13 protein-coding genes and 1 tRNA gene are annotated in these 16,405 nt (G+C 69.3%); 9 read left to right on the forward strand and 5 right to left on the reverse strand.

What is annotated here, in order from left to right; all coding sequences use genetic code 11:
* Positions 1–145 precede the first annotated feature (145 nt).
* A complete protein-coding gene (locus tag DTQ71_RS03855; protein WP_109562943.1) occupies positions 146–1,753 on the forward strand; it encodes an ABC transporter ATP-binding protein in 1,608 nt (535 codons plus the stop codon).
* A 160-nt stretch (positions 1,754–1,913) separates the two neighbouring features.
* Here DTQ71_RS03855 and DTQ71_RS03860 read toward each other — a convergent pair whose 3' ends face one another.
* Entirely contained in the window at positions 1,914–3,227 is a 1,314-nt protein-coding gene (locus DTQ71_RS03860; RefSeq protein ID WP_109562944.1) for a D-alanyl-D-alanine carboxypeptidase family protein, read from the reverse strand.
* Positions 3,228–3,492: 265 nt separating this feature from the next.
* On the opposite strand from DTQ71_RS03860, the gene hemF reads away from it, so the two are divergent.
* Entirely contained in the window at positions 3,493–4,380 is an 888-nt protein-coding gene (hemF, locus tag DTQ71_RS03865) for an oxygen-dependent coproporphyrinogen oxidase (RefSeq protein WP_172500040.1), read from the forward strand.
* Positions 4,381–4,621: 241 nt separating this feature from the next.
* Here the strand turns inward: hemF and DTQ71_RS03870 are convergent, their stop codons facing one another.
* Together DTQ71_RS03870 and hemE are read right to left on the reverse strand one after the other, a co-directional pair.
* Positions 4,622–5,788 carry an FAD-dependent oxidoreductase gene (locus DTQ71_RS03870; RefSeq protein WP_109562945.1) on the reverse strand — a complete coding sequence of 389 codons (1,167 nt, stop codon included), beginning with the start codon at positions 5,786–5,788 and terminating at the stop codon, positions 4,622–4,624.
* A 108-nt stretch (positions 5,789–5,896) separates the two neighbouring features.
* The gene (gene hemE / locus DTQ71_RS03875; protein ID WP_109562946.1) at positions 5,897–6,931 is read right to left on the reverse strand and encodes a uroporphyrinogen decarboxylase; all 1,035 of its coding nucleotides are present in this window, start codon (positions 6,929–6,931) and stop codon (positions 5,897–5,899) included.
* 141 nt (positions 6,932–7,072) lie between these two features.
* Between hemE and hemC the strand changes: the two genes are divergently transcribed.
* Positions 7,073–8,023, forward strand: a complete 951-nt coding sequence (gene hemC / locus DTQ71_RS03880) for a hydroxymethylbilane synthase (RefSeq protein ID WP_109562947.1) — start codon at positions 7,073–7,075, stop codon at positions 8,021–8,023.
* Between the two features lie 57 nt (positions 8,024–8,080).
* Here the strand turns inward: hemC and gndA are convergent, their stop codons facing one another.
* Positions 8,081–9,472 carry an NADP-dependent phosphogluconate dehydrogenase gene (gene gndA / locus DTQ71_RS03885; protein ID WP_109562948.1) on the reverse strand — a complete coding sequence of 464 codons (1,392 nt, stop codon included), beginning with the start codon at positions 9,470–9,472 and terminating at the stop codon, positions 8,081–8,083.
* A gap of 111 nt (positions 9,473–9,583) precedes the next feature.
* Between gndA and DTQ71_RS03890 the strand changes: the two genes are divergently transcribed.
* From DTQ71_RS03890 to otsB, 3 genes are all read left to right on the forward strand, one after another.
* Positions 9,584–10,813, forward strand: a complete 1,230-nt coding sequence (locus tag DTQ71_RS03890; protein WP_109562949.1) for a putative DNA modification/repair radical SAM protein — start codon at positions 9,584–9,586, stop codon at positions 10,811–10,813.
* 1 nt (position 10,814) lies between these two features.
* Positions 10,815–12,218: a UdgX family uracil-DNA binding protein gene (locus tag DTQ71_RS03895; protein WP_109562950.1), complete on the forward strand. Its 1,404-nt coding sequence runs from the start codon at positions 10,815–10,817 to the stop codon at positions 12,216–12,218.
* A 254-nt stretch (positions 12,219–12,472) separates the two neighbouring features.
* On the forward strand, positions 12,473–13,252 hold the full coding sequence (otsB, locus tag DTQ71_RS03900) for a trehalose-phosphatase (RefSeq protein ID WP_109562951.1): 780 nt from the start codon (positions 12,473–12,475) through the stop codon (positions 13,250–13,252).
* A gap of 236 nt (positions 13,253–13,488) precedes the next feature.
* On the opposite strand, the gene DTQ71_RS03905 is transcribed toward otsB, so the two are convergent.
* A tRNA-Met gene (locus DTQ71_RS03905) sits at positions 13,489–13,565 on the reverse strand.
* 104 nt (positions 13,566–13,669) lie between these two features.
* On the opposite strand from DTQ71_RS03905, the gene DTQ71_RS03910 reads away from it, so the two are divergent.
* The 3 genes from DTQ71_RS03910 (at position 13,670) to DTQ71_RS03920 (ending at position 16,047) form a co-directional block, all read left to right on the forward strand.
* Positions 13,670–15,052: an FAD-binding oxidoreductase gene (locus tag DTQ71_RS03910; RefSeq protein WP_109562952.1), complete on the forward strand. Its 1,383-nt coding sequence runs from the start codon at positions 13,670–13,672 to the stop codon at positions 15,050–15,052.
* 63 nt (positions 15,053–15,115) lie between these two features.
* A complete protein-coding gene (locus DTQ71_RS03915; protein WP_109562953.1) occupies positions 15,116–15,505 on the forward strand; it encodes a hypothetical protein in 390 nt (129 codons plus the stop codon).
* Positions 15,506–15,576: 71 nt separating this feature from the next.
* Positions 15,577–16,047, forward strand: a complete 471-nt coding sequence (locus tag DTQ71_RS03920; protein WP_109562954.1) for a Dps family protein — start codon at positions 15,577–15,579, stop codon at positions 16,045–16,047.
* Positions 16,048–16,405 lie beyond the last annotated feature (358 nt).

Genomic DNA, 16,405 nt, shown 5'->3' on the forward strand with positions numbered 1-16,405 from the left:
CCGTCTCGTCCCCCCAGCAACGGTCCGTTAAGGTTAACTGCGCGCCCCCTTCTTCCCTGCTTAAATATCCCGGGGGTCCGGGGGCTGGCCCCCGGCCCGGCCCGTGCCGCAGGCGCGCCCCTCTGGCCCGGACGGGAGCGCCCGCATGAGCCTGCTGCACGTCAAAGACCTCCACATCGCCTTCAGCCAGGACGGCAAAACGACCGAGGCCGTGAAGGGGGTGTCCTTCCATGTCGAGAAGGGTGAGACCTTGGCTCTCGTGGGCGAGTCCGGCTCCGGCAAGTCGATCACCGCGCTCTCGACCGTCTCCCTTCTCCCGGACAGCGCCACGGTCACCGGCTCTATCACCTATGACGGGGCCGAGATGGTCGGCGTACCCGAGAAGGAGCTGATGCGCGTGCGCGGCAACGACATCAGCTTCATCTTCCAGGAGCCGATGACCTCGCTCAACCCGCTGCACACCATCGAAAAGCAGCTGAGCGAGTCGCTCCTCCTCCATCAGGGGCTGAGCGGCGCCAAGGCGCGCGCCCGCATCCTGGACCTCTTGAACAAGGTCGGCATCCGCGACGCCGAGAGCCGTCTGACCGCCTATCCGCACGAGCTGTCGGGCGGGCAGCGCCAGCGCGTGATGATCGCCATGGCGCTGGCCAACGGGCCGGACCTGCTGATCGCGGACGAGCCGACCACGGCGCTCGACGTCACCATCCAGGCCCAGATCCTGGAGCTGCTCGCGGAGCTCAAGGAGCGCGAGCGCATGTCGATGCTCTTCATCACCCACGATCTGGGCATCGTGCGCCGCTTCGCGGATCGGGTCTGCGTGATGCAGCATGGCGAAATCGTCGAGACCGGCCCGGTGGCCGAGATTTTCGACCGCCCGCAGCACCCCTATACCCGAAAGCTGCTCGCCGCCGAGCCCAAGGGCGTGCCGGACCCCGTGCCCCGGACCGCCCGCGAGGTGGTGGCGACCGACCATCTCAGGGTCTGGTTCCCGATCCGGAAGGGGCTGCTCAAGCGGACGGCCGGCTATGTGAAAGCGGTCAACGACGCCACGCTGGCCGTGCGCGCCGGCGAGACGGTGGGGATCGTGGGCGAGTCCGGCTCAGGCAAGACGACGATGGCCCTGGCGATCATGCGGCTGATCTCGTCCGAGGGAGCCATTACCCTGGAACGGCAGCGGATCGACGGGCTGCGCTCCCGCGATATGCGGCCGCTGCGCCAGGCGATGCAGGTCGTGTTCCAGGACCCTTATGGCAGCCTCAGCCCGCGCATGACCGTGGCCGAGATCGTGGCCGAGGGGCTGAAGCTCCACAACACCGGAGATGCGCGCCCGCACCGGGATCAGGTGGCCGAGATCCTGGCCGAGACCGGCATCGACCCGGCTTCGATGGACCGCTACCCGCATGAGTTCTCCGGCGGCCAGCGCCAGCGCATCGCCATCGCCCGCGCGATGATCCTGCGGCCGAAGCTGGTCGTGTTGGACGAGCCGACCTCGGCGCTGGATCAGACGGTGCAGGTGCAGATCGTGGAATTGCTTCGCGACCTCCAGAAGCGCTACGGTTTGGCATATCTCTTCATCAGCCACGACCTCCGGGTCGTGCGCGCGCTGAGCCACAAGGTCATGGTGATGAAGCGCGGTGATGTGGTCGAGGCGGGAGACGCCGCCCGTATCTTCGACAGCCCGTCCGACCCTTATACCCGCGCCCTGATGGCGGCGGCGTTCGATCTGAAGACCTCGGACGCGGTGGCTGTCTGACGGGGCGGCAGACGTCGCCCCGGCCGGGGCGCGGCAGATGCAGACTGGCGGGGTCGGCGGGATCGCGTGACGGGGACGTGCGCCTCCGGCGGGAGTATTTCCGGCCAGAAGAAGGAAATGCGCGGGCAGCGGCACTCGCTGCCCGCGCCCTCGTTCGGTATCAGCTGCCCAGCATCACGTCGCAGGCGACGTCGCGGGCCCGGAGACGGGTGCAGGCGCGGTTGGCTTCTCGTTCGCTCAAGCCGACGAAGCTGGGATCGTAGCCGCCGCCCGCGGCCTCGACCCGGCGCAGCGCTTCGTCGAGCGCGTCGAGTTCTTGCAGCGCGGTGCGCAGCAGGAGCTTGTCGGCCGCGGAGCGGGAGGGCTGCCGGCGCAGCGTGATGGCCCAGTCCCGGGCGCCGCCGAGATCGGCGGTCACGACCTCACGGGTGACGACCGGCTCGGGACGGGGTGTGGGTTCGGTCTGGCCCAGAGCGCTGGCGACGGCGGCCTCGATGGCCGCGCCCGAGGGGGCGGCGGCGGCGACGAGGATCGCATCCAGATTTCCCGATCCGCCGCGCGGGATCGGCCGCATGGAGACGGCAGGCGTCGAGGGACCCGGCAGCGTCGCGCCGCCATAGGTGGGCAGGGCGGGCTTGCGGATGGTCGCCCGGCTGGGCGCGCGGGCGAAGCCCAGATCCAGAAGCTCCGCGATGCGGGCATTGCGTGTGGCGGTGGAGCGGCCGCCGAAGACGGTGGCGATGATCCGCGTCTGACCGCGCTCGGCCGAGGCCACGAGGTTGAACCCGGCGGCGCGGGTGAAGCCCGTCTTGATCCCATCCGCGCCGGGATAGGCGTCGAGCAGGCGGCGGTTGGTGTTGCGCACCGAGGTCACGCCCGCATCGGTCGTCCGACGGGAGAACAGATTGTAATATTGCGGGTAATCGAAGAACAGCCGCCGCCCCATCACCGACATGTCCCGCGCGGTCGACAGGTGTCCCGACTGGGTCAGGCCATGGGCGTTGTGGAAGGTGGTCGAGTTCATCCCCAGGGCAAGCGCGGTCCGGTTCATGCGGGCGGCGAAGGCCTCCTCGGAGCCGGAGATCGCCTCTCCGATGGCGGTGGCCGCGTCATTGGCCGACTTCACCGCCGCCGCGCGGATCAGGTAGCGGAAGGCGATCTTCTGCCCCGCGCGCAGTCCCAGCTTGGACGGCGGCTCGTTCGCCGCGTGGCGGGAGATGCGGACCTCGGTGTCCAGGGTGATCTCGCCGCGCCGCACCGCCTCGAAGGCGATGTAGAGGGTCATCATCTTGGTCAGGGAGGCGGGATGCAGCCGCGTGTCGGCATTGCGCGCGCGCAGCACCTCTCCGGTCCGCGCGTCCATCACCAGCTCCGCGTAGGGGGCCGCCTTTGCCGCCGGCGACGCCAGCGCGAGGGCTAGCGTCAGGACAAGGGGCATCAGGGCGCTCAGCGCCCACTTCGCTCTGTCTGTCATCTGTACCTGCTCGGTCTGCCGGGCGACCCGATCTTGCGCCGGTGCCGCTCTTGTTGATTGTTCTCAAATAGTAGCCAATGACAGGGGGCGAATCTACCCTGGCGCTGCGCTGCCCGAAAAATACCTCAATTCGGTGTGGAGTTGATCCATATCTAGAGTGACCCGGCCCCATGCCCTACAAGGGGCGGAAGAAATAGCGGCGGGATCGCCACAGATGCCGCCCAACCCCGAGGAATTCAGGATGCTGGACAGGGCCGAAGAGACGATGCTGGAGAACGCAGAGGAGAGGAAGGCCGACGCCGCCGCCTGGTTCCGGAGCCTGCGCGACAGTATTTGCGAGGCGTTCGAGGCGCTGGAGGATGTGGGCGCGCCCGGCCCGTTCTCGGCGCTTGCGCCGGGCCGCTTCGAGGTGACGCCGACCGAGCGGGATGGCGGCGGCGGCGGCCTGATGTCGGTGATGCGGGGCGGCCGCGTCTTCGAGAAGGTCGGTGTCAACTGGTCCGAGGTCCACGGCACCCTGGCCCCGCCCGCCCAGGCGGCGATGGCCGCCCGTGGCGTGCCGGGCATCGCGGAGGATCCGCGCTTCTGGGCGTCGGGCATCAGCCTGGTGGCCCATATGCGCAACCCGCATTGCCCGGCCGTGCATATGAACACGCGGATGTTCTGGACGCCCAATGCCTGGTGGTTCGGCGGCGGCGCCGATCTGAACCCCTGCCTGCCCCACGAGGAGGACACGGCCCATTTCCACGCCGAGATGAAGGCCGCCTGCGACCCGCATGGCCCGCTGGAGGGCGAGGACCGCTACGAGAAGCTAAAGGCCTGGGCGGACGAGTATTTCTTCATCCCGCATCGGGGCCGGGCGCGGGGCGTGGGCGGCATCTTCTACGACGATCTGAATACCGGCGATTGGGACGCGGATTTCGCCTTCACCCGCGATGTGGGCGCGCATTTCCTCCCCGCCTTCCTGCCCGTGACGGAGCGGCGCCGGGCGCAGCCCTGGACCGAGGAAGACAAGGAGGCGCAGCTGATCCATCGCGGCCTCTATGCCGAGTACAATCTCGTCTATGACCGGGGGACGAAGTTTGGGCTGGCGACGGGGCACAACCCGGATGCCGTTCTGATGTCGCTGCCGCCCGAGGCGAAGTGGCACTGACCTGACCGGGGCGGCGCCAGCCGTCACTCAGCCGGGAGTGCGGCCCCCTCCCGATCATGCGCGGCATGCAGCAGCGCGGCGTCCCGACCGGGAAGGAAGATCACCGCGTGGGCGAAGATGAGGGGGGGGTGTCTGGAAGGACACCGTCCGGTCCGACCCCGAAGCAGCGTCTACGGGCGGTAAAGTTCGCGGTATGGCGGTAAGCGTTGCTCCGGGCGCTGAGGACCGCGCGAGGCTCCGGTTAGGCCCAGACGGCGCGGAAATCCTGCGCGTAGCCCTCCCCGGCCAGCCCCGCGCCCGTCGCCACCAGCGCGCCCAGCCGTCCCAGCTCGTCCCCGCATTTCGCCGCCGCGCCATTGCCGCCGCACAGCACCGTGACCCCCGGTCCGGCGGGGGCGATATAGGGGAAACCGGTGTCGGACCAGACCACAGCGCAAGGCTCGGTATGGGTCGCCTCCGCGTCGAGCCCCGGCAGCACACGCCGCATCTCCGCCAGGAGCCGGGCACCGACCTCGGCGTCGCCGGAGCCGTGGAACCAGGCGTCCATCTCCTCCGCCGACCCGATCCTGGGCGAATCGACCTGCCCGCCGATCTTCAGATAGAGCCGCCCGTCCGGATAGCGGACCGGGGGCAGCATATAGAGCTCATACGCCCACCCCTCCGGCACCCAGATCGCCGAGGGCAGCCCGGCCAGCCGCGTGCCTTCCGCCTCCGACAGGCGCGCGAAGGCGATCGTGCGGGCCCAGACCTTCAGCTTGGGCCGTGCGGGCAGGAGGCCGTCCGATGCCGCATGCGGCCCGGTGGCGACGATGACATGGCCGCCCGACAGGCGTGTGCCGTCGGCAAGCGTCACTTCGGTCCCATCGCGCCCGATAGCCGGGGCGGCGAAGCGCGTCGCCCCCGCCGCCTCGGCCAGCCGCCATTGCGCGGCACGCATCGCGCGCGGGTCCATCCAGCCGCCCTGGTCCGTCTCATGGGTCGCCCGCGACCCTGCGGGTAGGGCCAGGCCGGTCCGTGCGCGGATCGCCTCGGCGTCCAGGATGGCGGGGGGCGCGTCGAGCCCCCGCGCGACCGCAAGGAAGCGCGAGGTGAAGCCAGCCATGGGTCCGACCTCCGGCCCCGCCATGACCGCGCCCGTCTCGTGGAAGATGCGGAGGCCCGACCGCGCCTCCAGATCGGCATAGCGCGCGATGGCGCGGCGGGTCGCGAGCGACCAGTCCGGGTCGCTCGCGACCCGGCGCGTGATCCGCGCGGCGTCGAAATGGCTGCCCCAGGGGCCGGTGGCGCCGGGGGCGGGCTCGGGCGCGGCGATAAGCGCGACGCTATGCCCGGCCAGGGCTAGGTATCGCGCGCAAGGGCCGCCCATCATGCCGCCGCCAATGACGATGAAATCGACCCTGCTGACCATCCGCTCTCACCTTGCGATCGACGCCGTGCGCGCCTTTTCTTCCCTGTGAAAATATCCCACGGGGGTCCGGGGGCGTGAAGCCCCCGGCGCCTGCGGCCGGGCGCGCGGTCAGGCGGGCACGCGCTCCCGCAGGGTCTCGATCATCAGCGCGACATTGTCGGGGTCGGCGTCGGGCGTGATGCCGTGGCCCAGGTTGAAGATATGCGGCCCGCCCGAGAGCGCGTCGCGGATGCGGCGCACTTCGTCGATCAGGGCCTGGCCGCCGGTCACCATATGCGAGGATTTGAGGTTGCCCTGCACGCAGCCCGCGGGCTGCACGTTCGCCGCGACCCATTCCGCCGAGACCGAATCGTCGACCGCCACGCAATCGGCCCCCGTGGCCGCGTGGAAGCCGACATAGCCTTGGCCCGCCTCCCGCGGGAAGGCGATGACCGGCAGGCCCGGATGCCGGCGCTTCAGCTCCGCGATGATGCGTGCGGCGGGCGCCACGGCATAGTCCTGGAAATCCTGGCCCTTCAGCGATCCGGCCCAGCTATCGAACAGCTTCACCGTCTCGGCCCCAGCCTGCACCTGCATGTCCAGATACTCGATCGTGGCCGCTTCGATCCGTGCCATGAGCGCGTCGAAGACAGGGCGGTTGTCGTCCTTCAGGGCATGGGCCGGTCCCTGGTCCGGCGTCCCGCGCCCGGCGACCATGTAGGTGGCCACCGTCCAGGGCGCGCCGGCGAAGCCGATCAGCGCCGTCTCGGCGGGCAGGGCGGAGGAGAGGTTGCGCACCGTCTGGTAGATCGGCGCCAGCGTCTCGTGGATGTCGTCCTTGCCCTTCAGCGCATCGACCCCGGCCTGATCGGTGATCGTCGACAGGCGCGGCCCCTCCCCGGTGACGAACCACAGATCGGCCCCCAGCGCCTGCGGCACCAGCAGGATATCGGCGAAGAGGATCGCCGCGTCGAAGCCGAACCGGCGGATCGGCTGCAGCGTCACCTCGGTGGCCAGATCGGAATTGTAGCACAGCGACAGGAAGTCCCCGGCCTGGGCCCGGGTGGCGCGGTATTCCGGCAGATAGCGCCCGGCCTGGCGCATCATCCAGATCGGCGGAACGGGCAGCGTTTCGCCCGCAAGCGCGCGCATCAGGGTCTTCATCTCGGGCCTCCGGGCGGTCTGGGTCTGGACAGCGTGTCGCAAGATGGTGTCATGGTGTCAAACAAACGTGACGTGTCAAGTAAAGCTGACACATGCGCCCGCCCGCTGTCACGGACGTGAAGACAGACGAAAGACCGACCGATGCCGACTGATTTCTCTCCCGCCCGCCCGCTCCGGATCGGAACCCGCGGGTCGCCGCTTGCTCTGGCCCAGGCCTACGAGACGCGGGGGCGACTGATGGCATCGATGGATCTGCCCGAGGCGGCGTTCGAGATCGTCGTCATCAAGACGACCGGCGATCGCGTGCTGGACCGGCCCCTCAAGGAGATCGGCGGCAAGGGTCTGTTCACCCGAGAGATCGAGGAGCAGTTGCTCGACGGCTCGATCGACATTGCGGTGCACTCGATGAAGGACATGCCCACGGAGCAGCCCGAGGGCCTGCTGCTGGACACCTATCTCCCGCGGGAGGATGTGCGCGACGCCTTCGTGTCGCTCGATGGCGGGCGAATCGCCGATCTCGCCGAGGGGGCTGTGGTCGGGACCTCGTCGCTACGGCGGCGTGCGCAACTGGCGCATCGCCGCCCCGATCTGACCCTGGTCGAGTTCCGCGGCAATGTGCAGACTCGGATGGGCAAGCTGCGGGACGGTGTGGCGGCGGCGACCTTCCTGGCCATGGCCGGCCTGAACCGGCTGGGCATGGACGAGGTGCCGCGCACGGCGATGGACACCGATGAGATGCTGCCCGCGGTGGCGCAGGGCGCCATCGGGATCGAGCGACGCGCCGGGGACGGTGCGATGGGCGATATCCTGTCGGCGATCCATGACCGGGACACTGGGCTCAGGCTGGCGGCGGAGCGGGCCTTTCTGAAGACGCTGGACGGCTCCTGCGAGACGCCCATCGCCGGGCTGGCGGAGTTGGAGGGCGGCACGCTGCGCCTGCGCGGAGAGATCTTGCGGCCCGATGGCTCCGATATCCTGGTCGAGGCGGGCGAGGCGCCCCTGGAGGATGGGGCGGCCTTGGGCGCCGCGCTGGGCCGGGCCTTGCTGGAGCGCGCACCGGACGGCTTCTTCGACTGGCGGGCGGCCGGGTAACAAAGTCTTCAGCGAAGACTTTGTCTGAATTTTTCGAGAAAAATTCGCCCCCGGGGCTCAGCCTTTCGCCCAAGGGCCGTGCTGGCCGGTCTTGCCGTTGACGTGTTCGAAGCCGTGCAGCCCGAAGAAGTCCCGCTGGCCCTGGATCACGTTCGCCGTCCCGCGCCCTGTGCGCATCGTGTCGAAATAGGCCAGCCCCGAGGAGAGCGCGGGCACCGGATGGCCGTTGAGCGACGCTTGCGCCACGACCTGCCGCAGCGCGCCGTGGCTGCCCTTCAGCAGCGCGGCGAAATGCGGCGTGCGCATCAGGTTCTCGCCGGGGTGGTCGGCCAGCGCGGCGGCCATGTCGTCCAGCATGGCGGAGCGGATGATGCAGCCTTCCCGCCAGATCCGGGCGACCTGCGGCAGATCGATCTCCCAGCCCTTCGCCTCGCGGGTGGCCGCGATCATGACGAAACCTTGGGCATAGCAGAGCACCTTGCCCGCGATCAGCGCCCGTTCCAGCAGGCCCTGGTCGATCTCGAAGGGTTGGGGCGCCGCGCCGAAGATCGCCTCGCCCGCCGCGCGCTCCTCCCGGCGGGAGGAGAGATTGCGCGCGACCACCGCCGCTTCGATCGCCGGGACGGGCGTCAGCAGGTGCTGGCTCTCGATCGCGGTCCAGCGCCCGGTCCCCTTCTGCCCCGCCGCGTCCACGATGACCGAAAGCAGCGGTGCGCCGCTCTCCGCGTCCCGCGCGCGTGAGACCTTTGCGGTGATCTCGATCAAGTAGCTCTTGAGCGGCCCTTCGTCCCAGGCGGCGAAGACGTCGCCGATGGCCTCCGCCTCCATCCCCGCGCCATCGCGCAGGAGGCCGTAGATCTCGGCGATCATCTGCATGTCGGCATATTCGATGCCGTTATGGACCATCTTGACGAAATGGCCCGCCCCGCCGGGGCCCATCAGCGCCGCGCAGGGCTCGCCCTCATGCTTGGCCGAAATCGCCAGCATGATGTCCTCGACCCGGTCCCAAAGCTCCGGCCCGCCGCCGCCCATGATCGAGGGCCCGTGGCGCGCGCCTTCCTCCCCGCCGGAGACGCCCACGCCCAGGAAGGGCTGGCCGCATTCCGCCGCGCGCCGGTCGGTGTCGTGGAACAGGGCGTTGCCGCAATCGATGATCAGGTCGTCCGGGTCGAGCAGGGGCTTGAGCGCCGCGATCTGCTGATCCACCGCGTCGCCCGCGGGCACCATCAGGATGATCGCGCGGGGCGTCGCGAGGGCGGCTACGAAGGCCTCCAGCGTCTCGGTCGGCGTGATCTTTGGCGCGAGTTCCCCGGCCCCGGCGGCGAAATCCCGCGTCACTTGCGTGGTGCGGTTGAAGACCGCGATGTCGAAGCCTTTCTCCGCGATGTTGGACGCCAGCGCCGCCCCCATCGTTCCCAGCCCGATCAACCCGATCCGTGCATCGCCCATGTGGTCCTCCCTGAATATCGTCGCCTCACCAAGCCCCGGTTCGCGTCGAAAGGCAATGCTGCGGCATCCCGGCCGCTTGATCGGAACGGGAAGGGAACGTAAGCCGAACGCATGGGAAAGATGAGCATTCGCGACAAGCTGGCGCTCTTGTCGGACGCGGCCAAGTACGATGCGTCCTGCGCGTCATCGGGCACGTCCAAGCGGGGCTCGCGGGACGGCAAGGGCCTGGGCTCGACCACTGGGTCGGGGATCTGCCACGCCTATGCGCCGGACGGGCGCTGCATCTCGCTGTTGAAGATCCTGATGACGAATTACTGCGTCTACGACTGTGCCTATTGCGTGAACCGGGTGTCGTCCAACGTGCCCCGGGCACGGTTCACCGTCGATGAGGTCGTCTGGCTGACCACCGAATTCTACCGCCGCAACTATATCGAGGGGCTGTTCCTCAGCTCGGGCATCATCCGCTCCTCGGATTACACGATGGAGCAGATGGTGCTGATCGCGGAGAAGCTGCGGGCCGGCGGCTTTCGCGGCTATGTCCACCTCAAGACCATCCCCGAGGCCAGCCCGGAGCTGATCGAGCGCGCGGGGCTCGCCGCCGACCGGCTGTCGATCAATATCGAACTGCCGACCGATGCCTCGATCAAGGCCTTCGCGCCGGAAAAGGATCCGGCGGGCATCCGCGGCGCGATGGGCAAGGTGCGGCTGACCAAGGAAGATTACGGGGACCGGAGCTATACCGGCCGCCGCCGCGGCAGGTTCGCCCCCGCCGGCCAGTCCACCCAGATGATCGTCGGGGCGGACAAGGCGGACGACCGCGACATTTTGGGCAACGCGACCCGGCTCTACGGCGCCTATGGGCTCAAGCGGGTCTACTACTCCGCCTTCTCGCCCATTCCCGACGCTTCCGCCGTCTTACCGCTGGTCGATCCGCCCCTGATGCGGGAGCATCGGCTCTATCAGGCGGACTGGCTCTTGCGGTTCTACGACTTCTCGCTGGACGAGATCGTGACGCGGGACGCGGGCGGCATGCTCGACCTGGATGTCGATCCAAAGCTCGCCTGGGCGCTTCAGAACCGCGACCGCTTTCCGGTAGACGTGAACCGGGCCGCGAAGGAGATGCTGCTGCGGGTGCCCGGCTTCGGCGCCAAGATCGTGCAGCGGATCCTGAAGGCCCGGCGGCATGGCGCGCTCAGCCTGGACGACATTCGCCGCATGGGCGGGCGGGTGAAGGCGGCGACGCCTTTCGTGATCGCGCGCGGCCATCATCCCGGCGGGCGGCTCGACGCGGCGGACCTGCGGGCACGCTTCGTCAAGCCGCAGCAGATGGAGCTGTTCTGAGATGTTCGCGCCGCGCCTGCCGCGCTTGGGCACCGAGATCGCCTGGCGCGACGCCGCCCGGCGGCTGGCCCATGTGCCTCCGTCCGAGATCGACTGGGGCTGGGAAGATGCCGGGGCGTCGATGTTCGACGCCCCCCTGCCGGAGCCGCGCGCGCTGACGGTGCCGAAACCCTTCGCCGCGCTTGCCCGTCTGCTTATGGCGGAACGGACGGGCCGTGGCTTCACGCTCGCCCACGCGCTGCTGCACCGTCTGCCGGCGGAACGCGGCCTGCTCGCCAACCGCGCCGATCCCCAGGTCGCCGAGGCCGAGCGCATCGCCAAGGAGATCCGCCGCGACCTCCACAAGATGCACGCCTTCGTCCGTTTCCGTGAGATGCCGGGGCAGGGGGCGCGCCGCCGCTTCGCCGCTTGGTTCGAGCCCGACCACCGCATCGAGGAGGCCGTGGCGGACTTCTTCGTCAACCGGTTCGGCGACATGGACTGGGCGATCGTCACGCCCGAAGTCACGATCCGCTACGAGGGCCGCCGGGTCGACCTTGCCGCCGTCGCCTCCACGCGCCCGGCCGAGGGCGACCCGCTGGAAGAGCTCTGGACCACGTACTATTCCAACATCTTCAACCCCGCGCGGCTGAAGGTCGATGCGATGCGGGCGGAGATGCCGCAGAAATACTGGCGCAACCTCCCCGAGGCGCGGGCGATCCCTGCGCTGATCGCCGGAGCGCGCGGCCGGGTCCCGGCCATGCAGGCCGCCGCCCCGCGCCCCGCCCGTCCTCCGGCGGAGGCCGCCCAGACGGTCGAGACCCGGGTCGCCCGCCCCGACACGCTGGAGGCCCTCCGCATGGCGGCCCGCGGCTGCACGTTGTGTCCGCTCCACGCCCAGGCGACGCAGACGGTGTTCGGCGAAGGGCCGCCCGACGCGCCGGTCGTGATCGTGGGCGAGCAGCCGGGCGACACGGAGGATCTTGCCGGACGCCCCTTCGCAGGCCCCGCGGGCCAACTCTTCGACGCGGTCGCCGCGGAGGCGGGTCTGGATCGCAGCGCCTGCTACGTGACCAACGCCGTCAAGCACTTCAAATTCGTGCAGAAGGGCAAGCGCCGCCTTCACCAACGGCCCGGGACCACCGAGATCCGCGCCTGCGCGCCCTGGCTGGAGCGGGAATTGGCCCTGATCGATCCCCGCCTCGTCGTCGCCATGGGCGCCACCGCGCTCCAGGCCCTGACGGGCGCGGGCGAGGGCCTGCTTGCGCGCCGCGGCACCGTGGAGCGGACCCGGGACGGGCACCCGCTGCTGATCACCGTCCATCCCTCCTATCTGCTGCGCTTGCCTAACCCCGCCGCGCGCGCCCGCGAGACGGACCGCTTCCGCGCGGATCTGGCCCGCGTCTCAGATCTGCTCGTTTCCTAGGCTCCGGGCGGCGCCTGCGGGCAATCGCGGGCAGAGCGGGGCCGCACGGCCCGAATGTCGACGGGATCGTGGAACGATCGCACCCGGCCGACGTTGAGATAGTCAAGTGTCAGAGCGTGCGCGGCACATCGCTTCATCGGACGGCGCCTTCGAGACCCATCTTGGTTTCGGCGAGGATCCTCGCCATCCTGTCCGTCGCGCCCCGCGCCTGGCTTTCATCCGGGACAGGCCGGGTGCGGAACGAGGGGAGAAAAATGCTCTACTATCAGATGACGGGCTTCATGGAGGGCGACCGACCCGAGCCGGATTACGCGCTGCGCCTGCCCGCGCCGGAAGATGCCGCGCTGTTTCTCGACTTCGACGGCACGTTGCTAGACATCGCGGCGACCCCGGATGAGATCATCGTCCCCGAAGATCTGCCCGCGCTCCTGACCCGGGCGATGGACCGTCTGGACGGACGGGTCGCGCTGGTCACGGGACGCAATGTGGCCGGGCTGGAACACTTCCTGCCCAGCTTCGACGGCGCGGTGATCGCCGCCCATGGCGCGGAACTCCGGGTCGACGGAAAGACCTTCCAGGCCGGCGATTACGACACGGACACGATCGCGGGGTTGCAGCGGGTTGTGGCCGAATTCGCCAAGCTCCAACCTGCCTTTCTGGTCGAGAACAAGCCCACCGGCGTCGTGCTCCACTACCGTCAGGCGCAGGAGCAGGGGGCGCTGGCGCTGCATTTCATGGACAGCCTCGCCCAGGCCGCGCCGGGCTTTCGCCTTCAACCCGCGCTCTGCGCCTATGAGATCAAGCCCGACAGCGTCGCCAAGGACCTGGCTCTGGCCGACATGATGGCGCGGGCGCCGTTCAAGGGAAAGCTGCCGATCTATGCGGGCGACGACCTGACCGACGAACCGGCGCTGAGCTGGGCCGACGCGGCGGGCGGTGTCGCGATCAAGGTCGGCGGCGCCGATACCGTCGCGCCCCACTGGCTGGCCGATCCGACCGCGCTCCGCGCCCTGCTGGCTCGGTGGCTGGCCTGACGGCGGGACGGTCTGGGGGGGAGACGATTCTGGCATCCCCCGGACTCGCATCTAGGAGGCCGCCCGTCGGCATGGTCTCTTGTCGTCTTGGCAAGGAGATCGCTCCCCGGCCCCGGCTCAAAGTCGCCGATGCGACCCCATTCCGTCGCCTGTCGGGATACGCCGGGTCACGGCGACACCCCAACTCCCGTCACGTGGGCCGGCCACGGGCCCGCAGGCGTCATTTGGGGGAGGGGTGGTGGCGGTACAGGGACTCGAACCCCGGACACAAGGATTATGATTCCTCTGCTCTAACCAACTGAGCTATACCGCCGATGGACGCGCAGATACGGCGCTGGCGCAGGGGCGTCAATAGCTCCCGCGCGCCAATTTTTCGTGCCGCTTCCCCCCCGCGCCGCGCCGTGGCAGATGGGGGCCATGACCGATGCCATCTCCGAGCTGCGCGCCGCATTGGGCGCGTCGAATGTCCTGACCGGAACCGATACCGAGCGCTTCTCGCGCGACTGGACCGGCAAGTGGCGCGCGTCTCCCTGCGCGGTGCTGCGGCCGGGCTCGACGGCGGAGGTTGCCGAATGCGTCCGCATCGCTGCGCGCCACGGCCTCGCCATCGTGCCGGTGGGGGGCAATACCGGCTTGGTCGGCGGCACGGCGAACGAAGGCGCGCTGATGATCTCGCTGGAGCGGATGGCCGCCATCCGCGAGATCCGGCCCGAAGCCGGTTTGGCCATCGTCGAGGCGGGCGCGATTCTGTCGGATGTCCACGACGCGGTGGCGGCGCATGACCTGATGTTCCCGCTCACGCTGGGCGCGCGGGGCTCGGCGCGGATCGGAGGGCTGCTCTCGACCAATGCGGGGGGCTCCAACGTGGTGCGCTACGGGCCCACGCGCGGCCTCGTGCTGGGCCTGGAAGTGGTGCTGGCCGATGGGCGCGTGCTGGACCTGATGAGCGAACTTCGGAAGGACAATTCGGGCTACGATCTGCGCGACCTCTTCATTGGCGCTGAGGGCACGCTGGGCGTGATCACCGCCGCCGTGCTCCGCCTGACCCCGGCCCCCCGCTATCACGCCGCCGCGCTCGCCGCCGTGACCAGCCTGCCCGCATCGCTCCGGCTTCTGCGTCGCTTGCAGCAGGCGACCGATGGCGCCGTCGAGGCGTTCGAATACATGCCGCGGACCTATATGCAGGCCCTCGCCACCCACCGGCCCGACCTGCGCCAGCCCTTCGAAATCCATGACCATGCGATCATGATCGATCTCGGCGGCCTGTCGCGCCCCCTGGGCGATACCTTGGAGGAGGTGCTGGCCGAGGCCGTCGAGGCGGGCGATGTCCTGGACGCCATGGTCGCCCAGAACGAAGCCCAGCGCGCCCATATCTGGGAGATGCGGGAAACCGCGGCCGAGGTCACCTTCACCCGCCTGCCGATCGTCGATTGCGACGTCGCCCTGCCGCTCGATGGGGTGGAGACCTTCATCGACCGGATGCATCAGCGTCTGGCGGCGATCGACGCGGCGGCGGACACGCTGATCGTCGCGCATCTGGGCGACGGCAATATTCACCTGACGGTCTATCCCAGCAACGACGCGGCGGATCATCTCGACGGGATTCGGGAGATGATCGATGCCATCGTCGTCGATCTCGGGGGATCGGTCAGCGCCGAGCACGGGATCGGGCTGTCCAAGCTGGCCTCCATGTCGCGCCACAAGGACGCGGTCGCGCTGGATGTCATGCGGGCCATCAAGGGCGCGCTGGACCCGGAGAATCGGATGAATCCCGGCAAGGTGGTGCCCGCGGCGAAATAATCCTTCCTTCGGCGTAGATTTCCGACTAAAATGATAAGAAATTTACGCCGGATCGGAGAAACCATGGCCGCCCCGCGTCTTGCGCCCGACATCGCTTGCGATCGGCAGCCGCCGCTGATCGCGCTGCTCCGCTTCGCCGCGCTGGAGTGCCGCACCGCGCCCCGGGCGGATCTGCCGCCTGGCGAGGCGATGCGCGACGCGGCGGTCGAGGAAATGGCCGTCCTGCTGGCACGGATGCTGCCGACCCTCCTCCAGCGGCGCCCGGTGATCCGGCGCCCCGGCGCGGCGGATCTCAGCTTCGACGAATCCTGGCTGCTGGCCCTGGCCCGCGCGCTCTCGGGTGGCGATGCCGCGTCCGCCCGGTTCCTGCTCGCCCGCCGCGCCCGTCCCGAAGGGGCGGCGGTGCTGCGCATGCTGGTCGGGGACCTGGCCGCCAGACTGGACTTTTCTTAGAATAATTCTAAATAAGGGATCAAAGGGAAGCCGATCCCGAACCGCATACCCGACCGATAAAGGAGCCGACCATGGCCCATGCCACCACCGACCTTTCCCCCGACGCCACCGCCGAGATCGCCGCTGGCCTGAACCAAGCCGTCGCCGAGACCGTGGTCACGACGATGCTGGCGCAGAACTTCCACTGGAACGTGACCGGCATGGCCTTCGGCCCGCTTCACGCGCTGTTCCAGGAGATCTACGAGGACCACTTCGTTGGTCAGGACGACCTGGCGGAGCGCATCCGCGCCATCGGCCACATCGCCGATGGCAAACTCGCCACCCATCTGGCCCGCTCCAAGGTAGAGGAGGGCGACGAACAGGCCTCCGACCGCGACATGATCCGTCACCTCGCCGAGGCCCAGGAGACGATCTCCGCGACCCTGGCCGGTCTGGGCGAAGTCGCCGCCCGTCATGGGGACGTGCGCACCGAAGACCTCGCCATCGCGCGCGGCCAGATCCACGACAAGTTCGCCTGGATGCTCCGCGCGCATATTCGCTGAGCCCGCCCCTGCGTGCATGGCACGCGGGGCAAGTTCAGCCTCTCTATAGGGAAACACCGGCGGTCGCGGGCCGCGAGGCCCGCGACCGCCCCTTGCCCCCTCCTGGGGATGTCGATCAACGTCCCGTCCAAGTCCGCGTCACAGCCTCCGCCGGCGCATCGCCGCGGCGTTGGAGTCAGGATCCCAAGCCATCCACATCGCACCGGCCAGGGCTGGGCCAGCCTTCGGCGCAAGGGCCGATCCCGGCCATGGGCGAGCCATCCTGCCCGCGGCCTCCGGAGCGAAGCGGGAGACCGGCGTCACAGACATCCGCGGTCGCCGCCACCTGAGGAAGCAGGCCAGCGCGCCGGTCCAGCAG

It is taken from the genome of Jannaschia seohaensis (assembly GCF_900116765.1).
Lineage (GTDB): Bacteria > Pseudomonadota > Alphaproteobacteria > Rhodobacterales > Rhodobacteraceae > Jannaschia > Jannaschia seohaensis.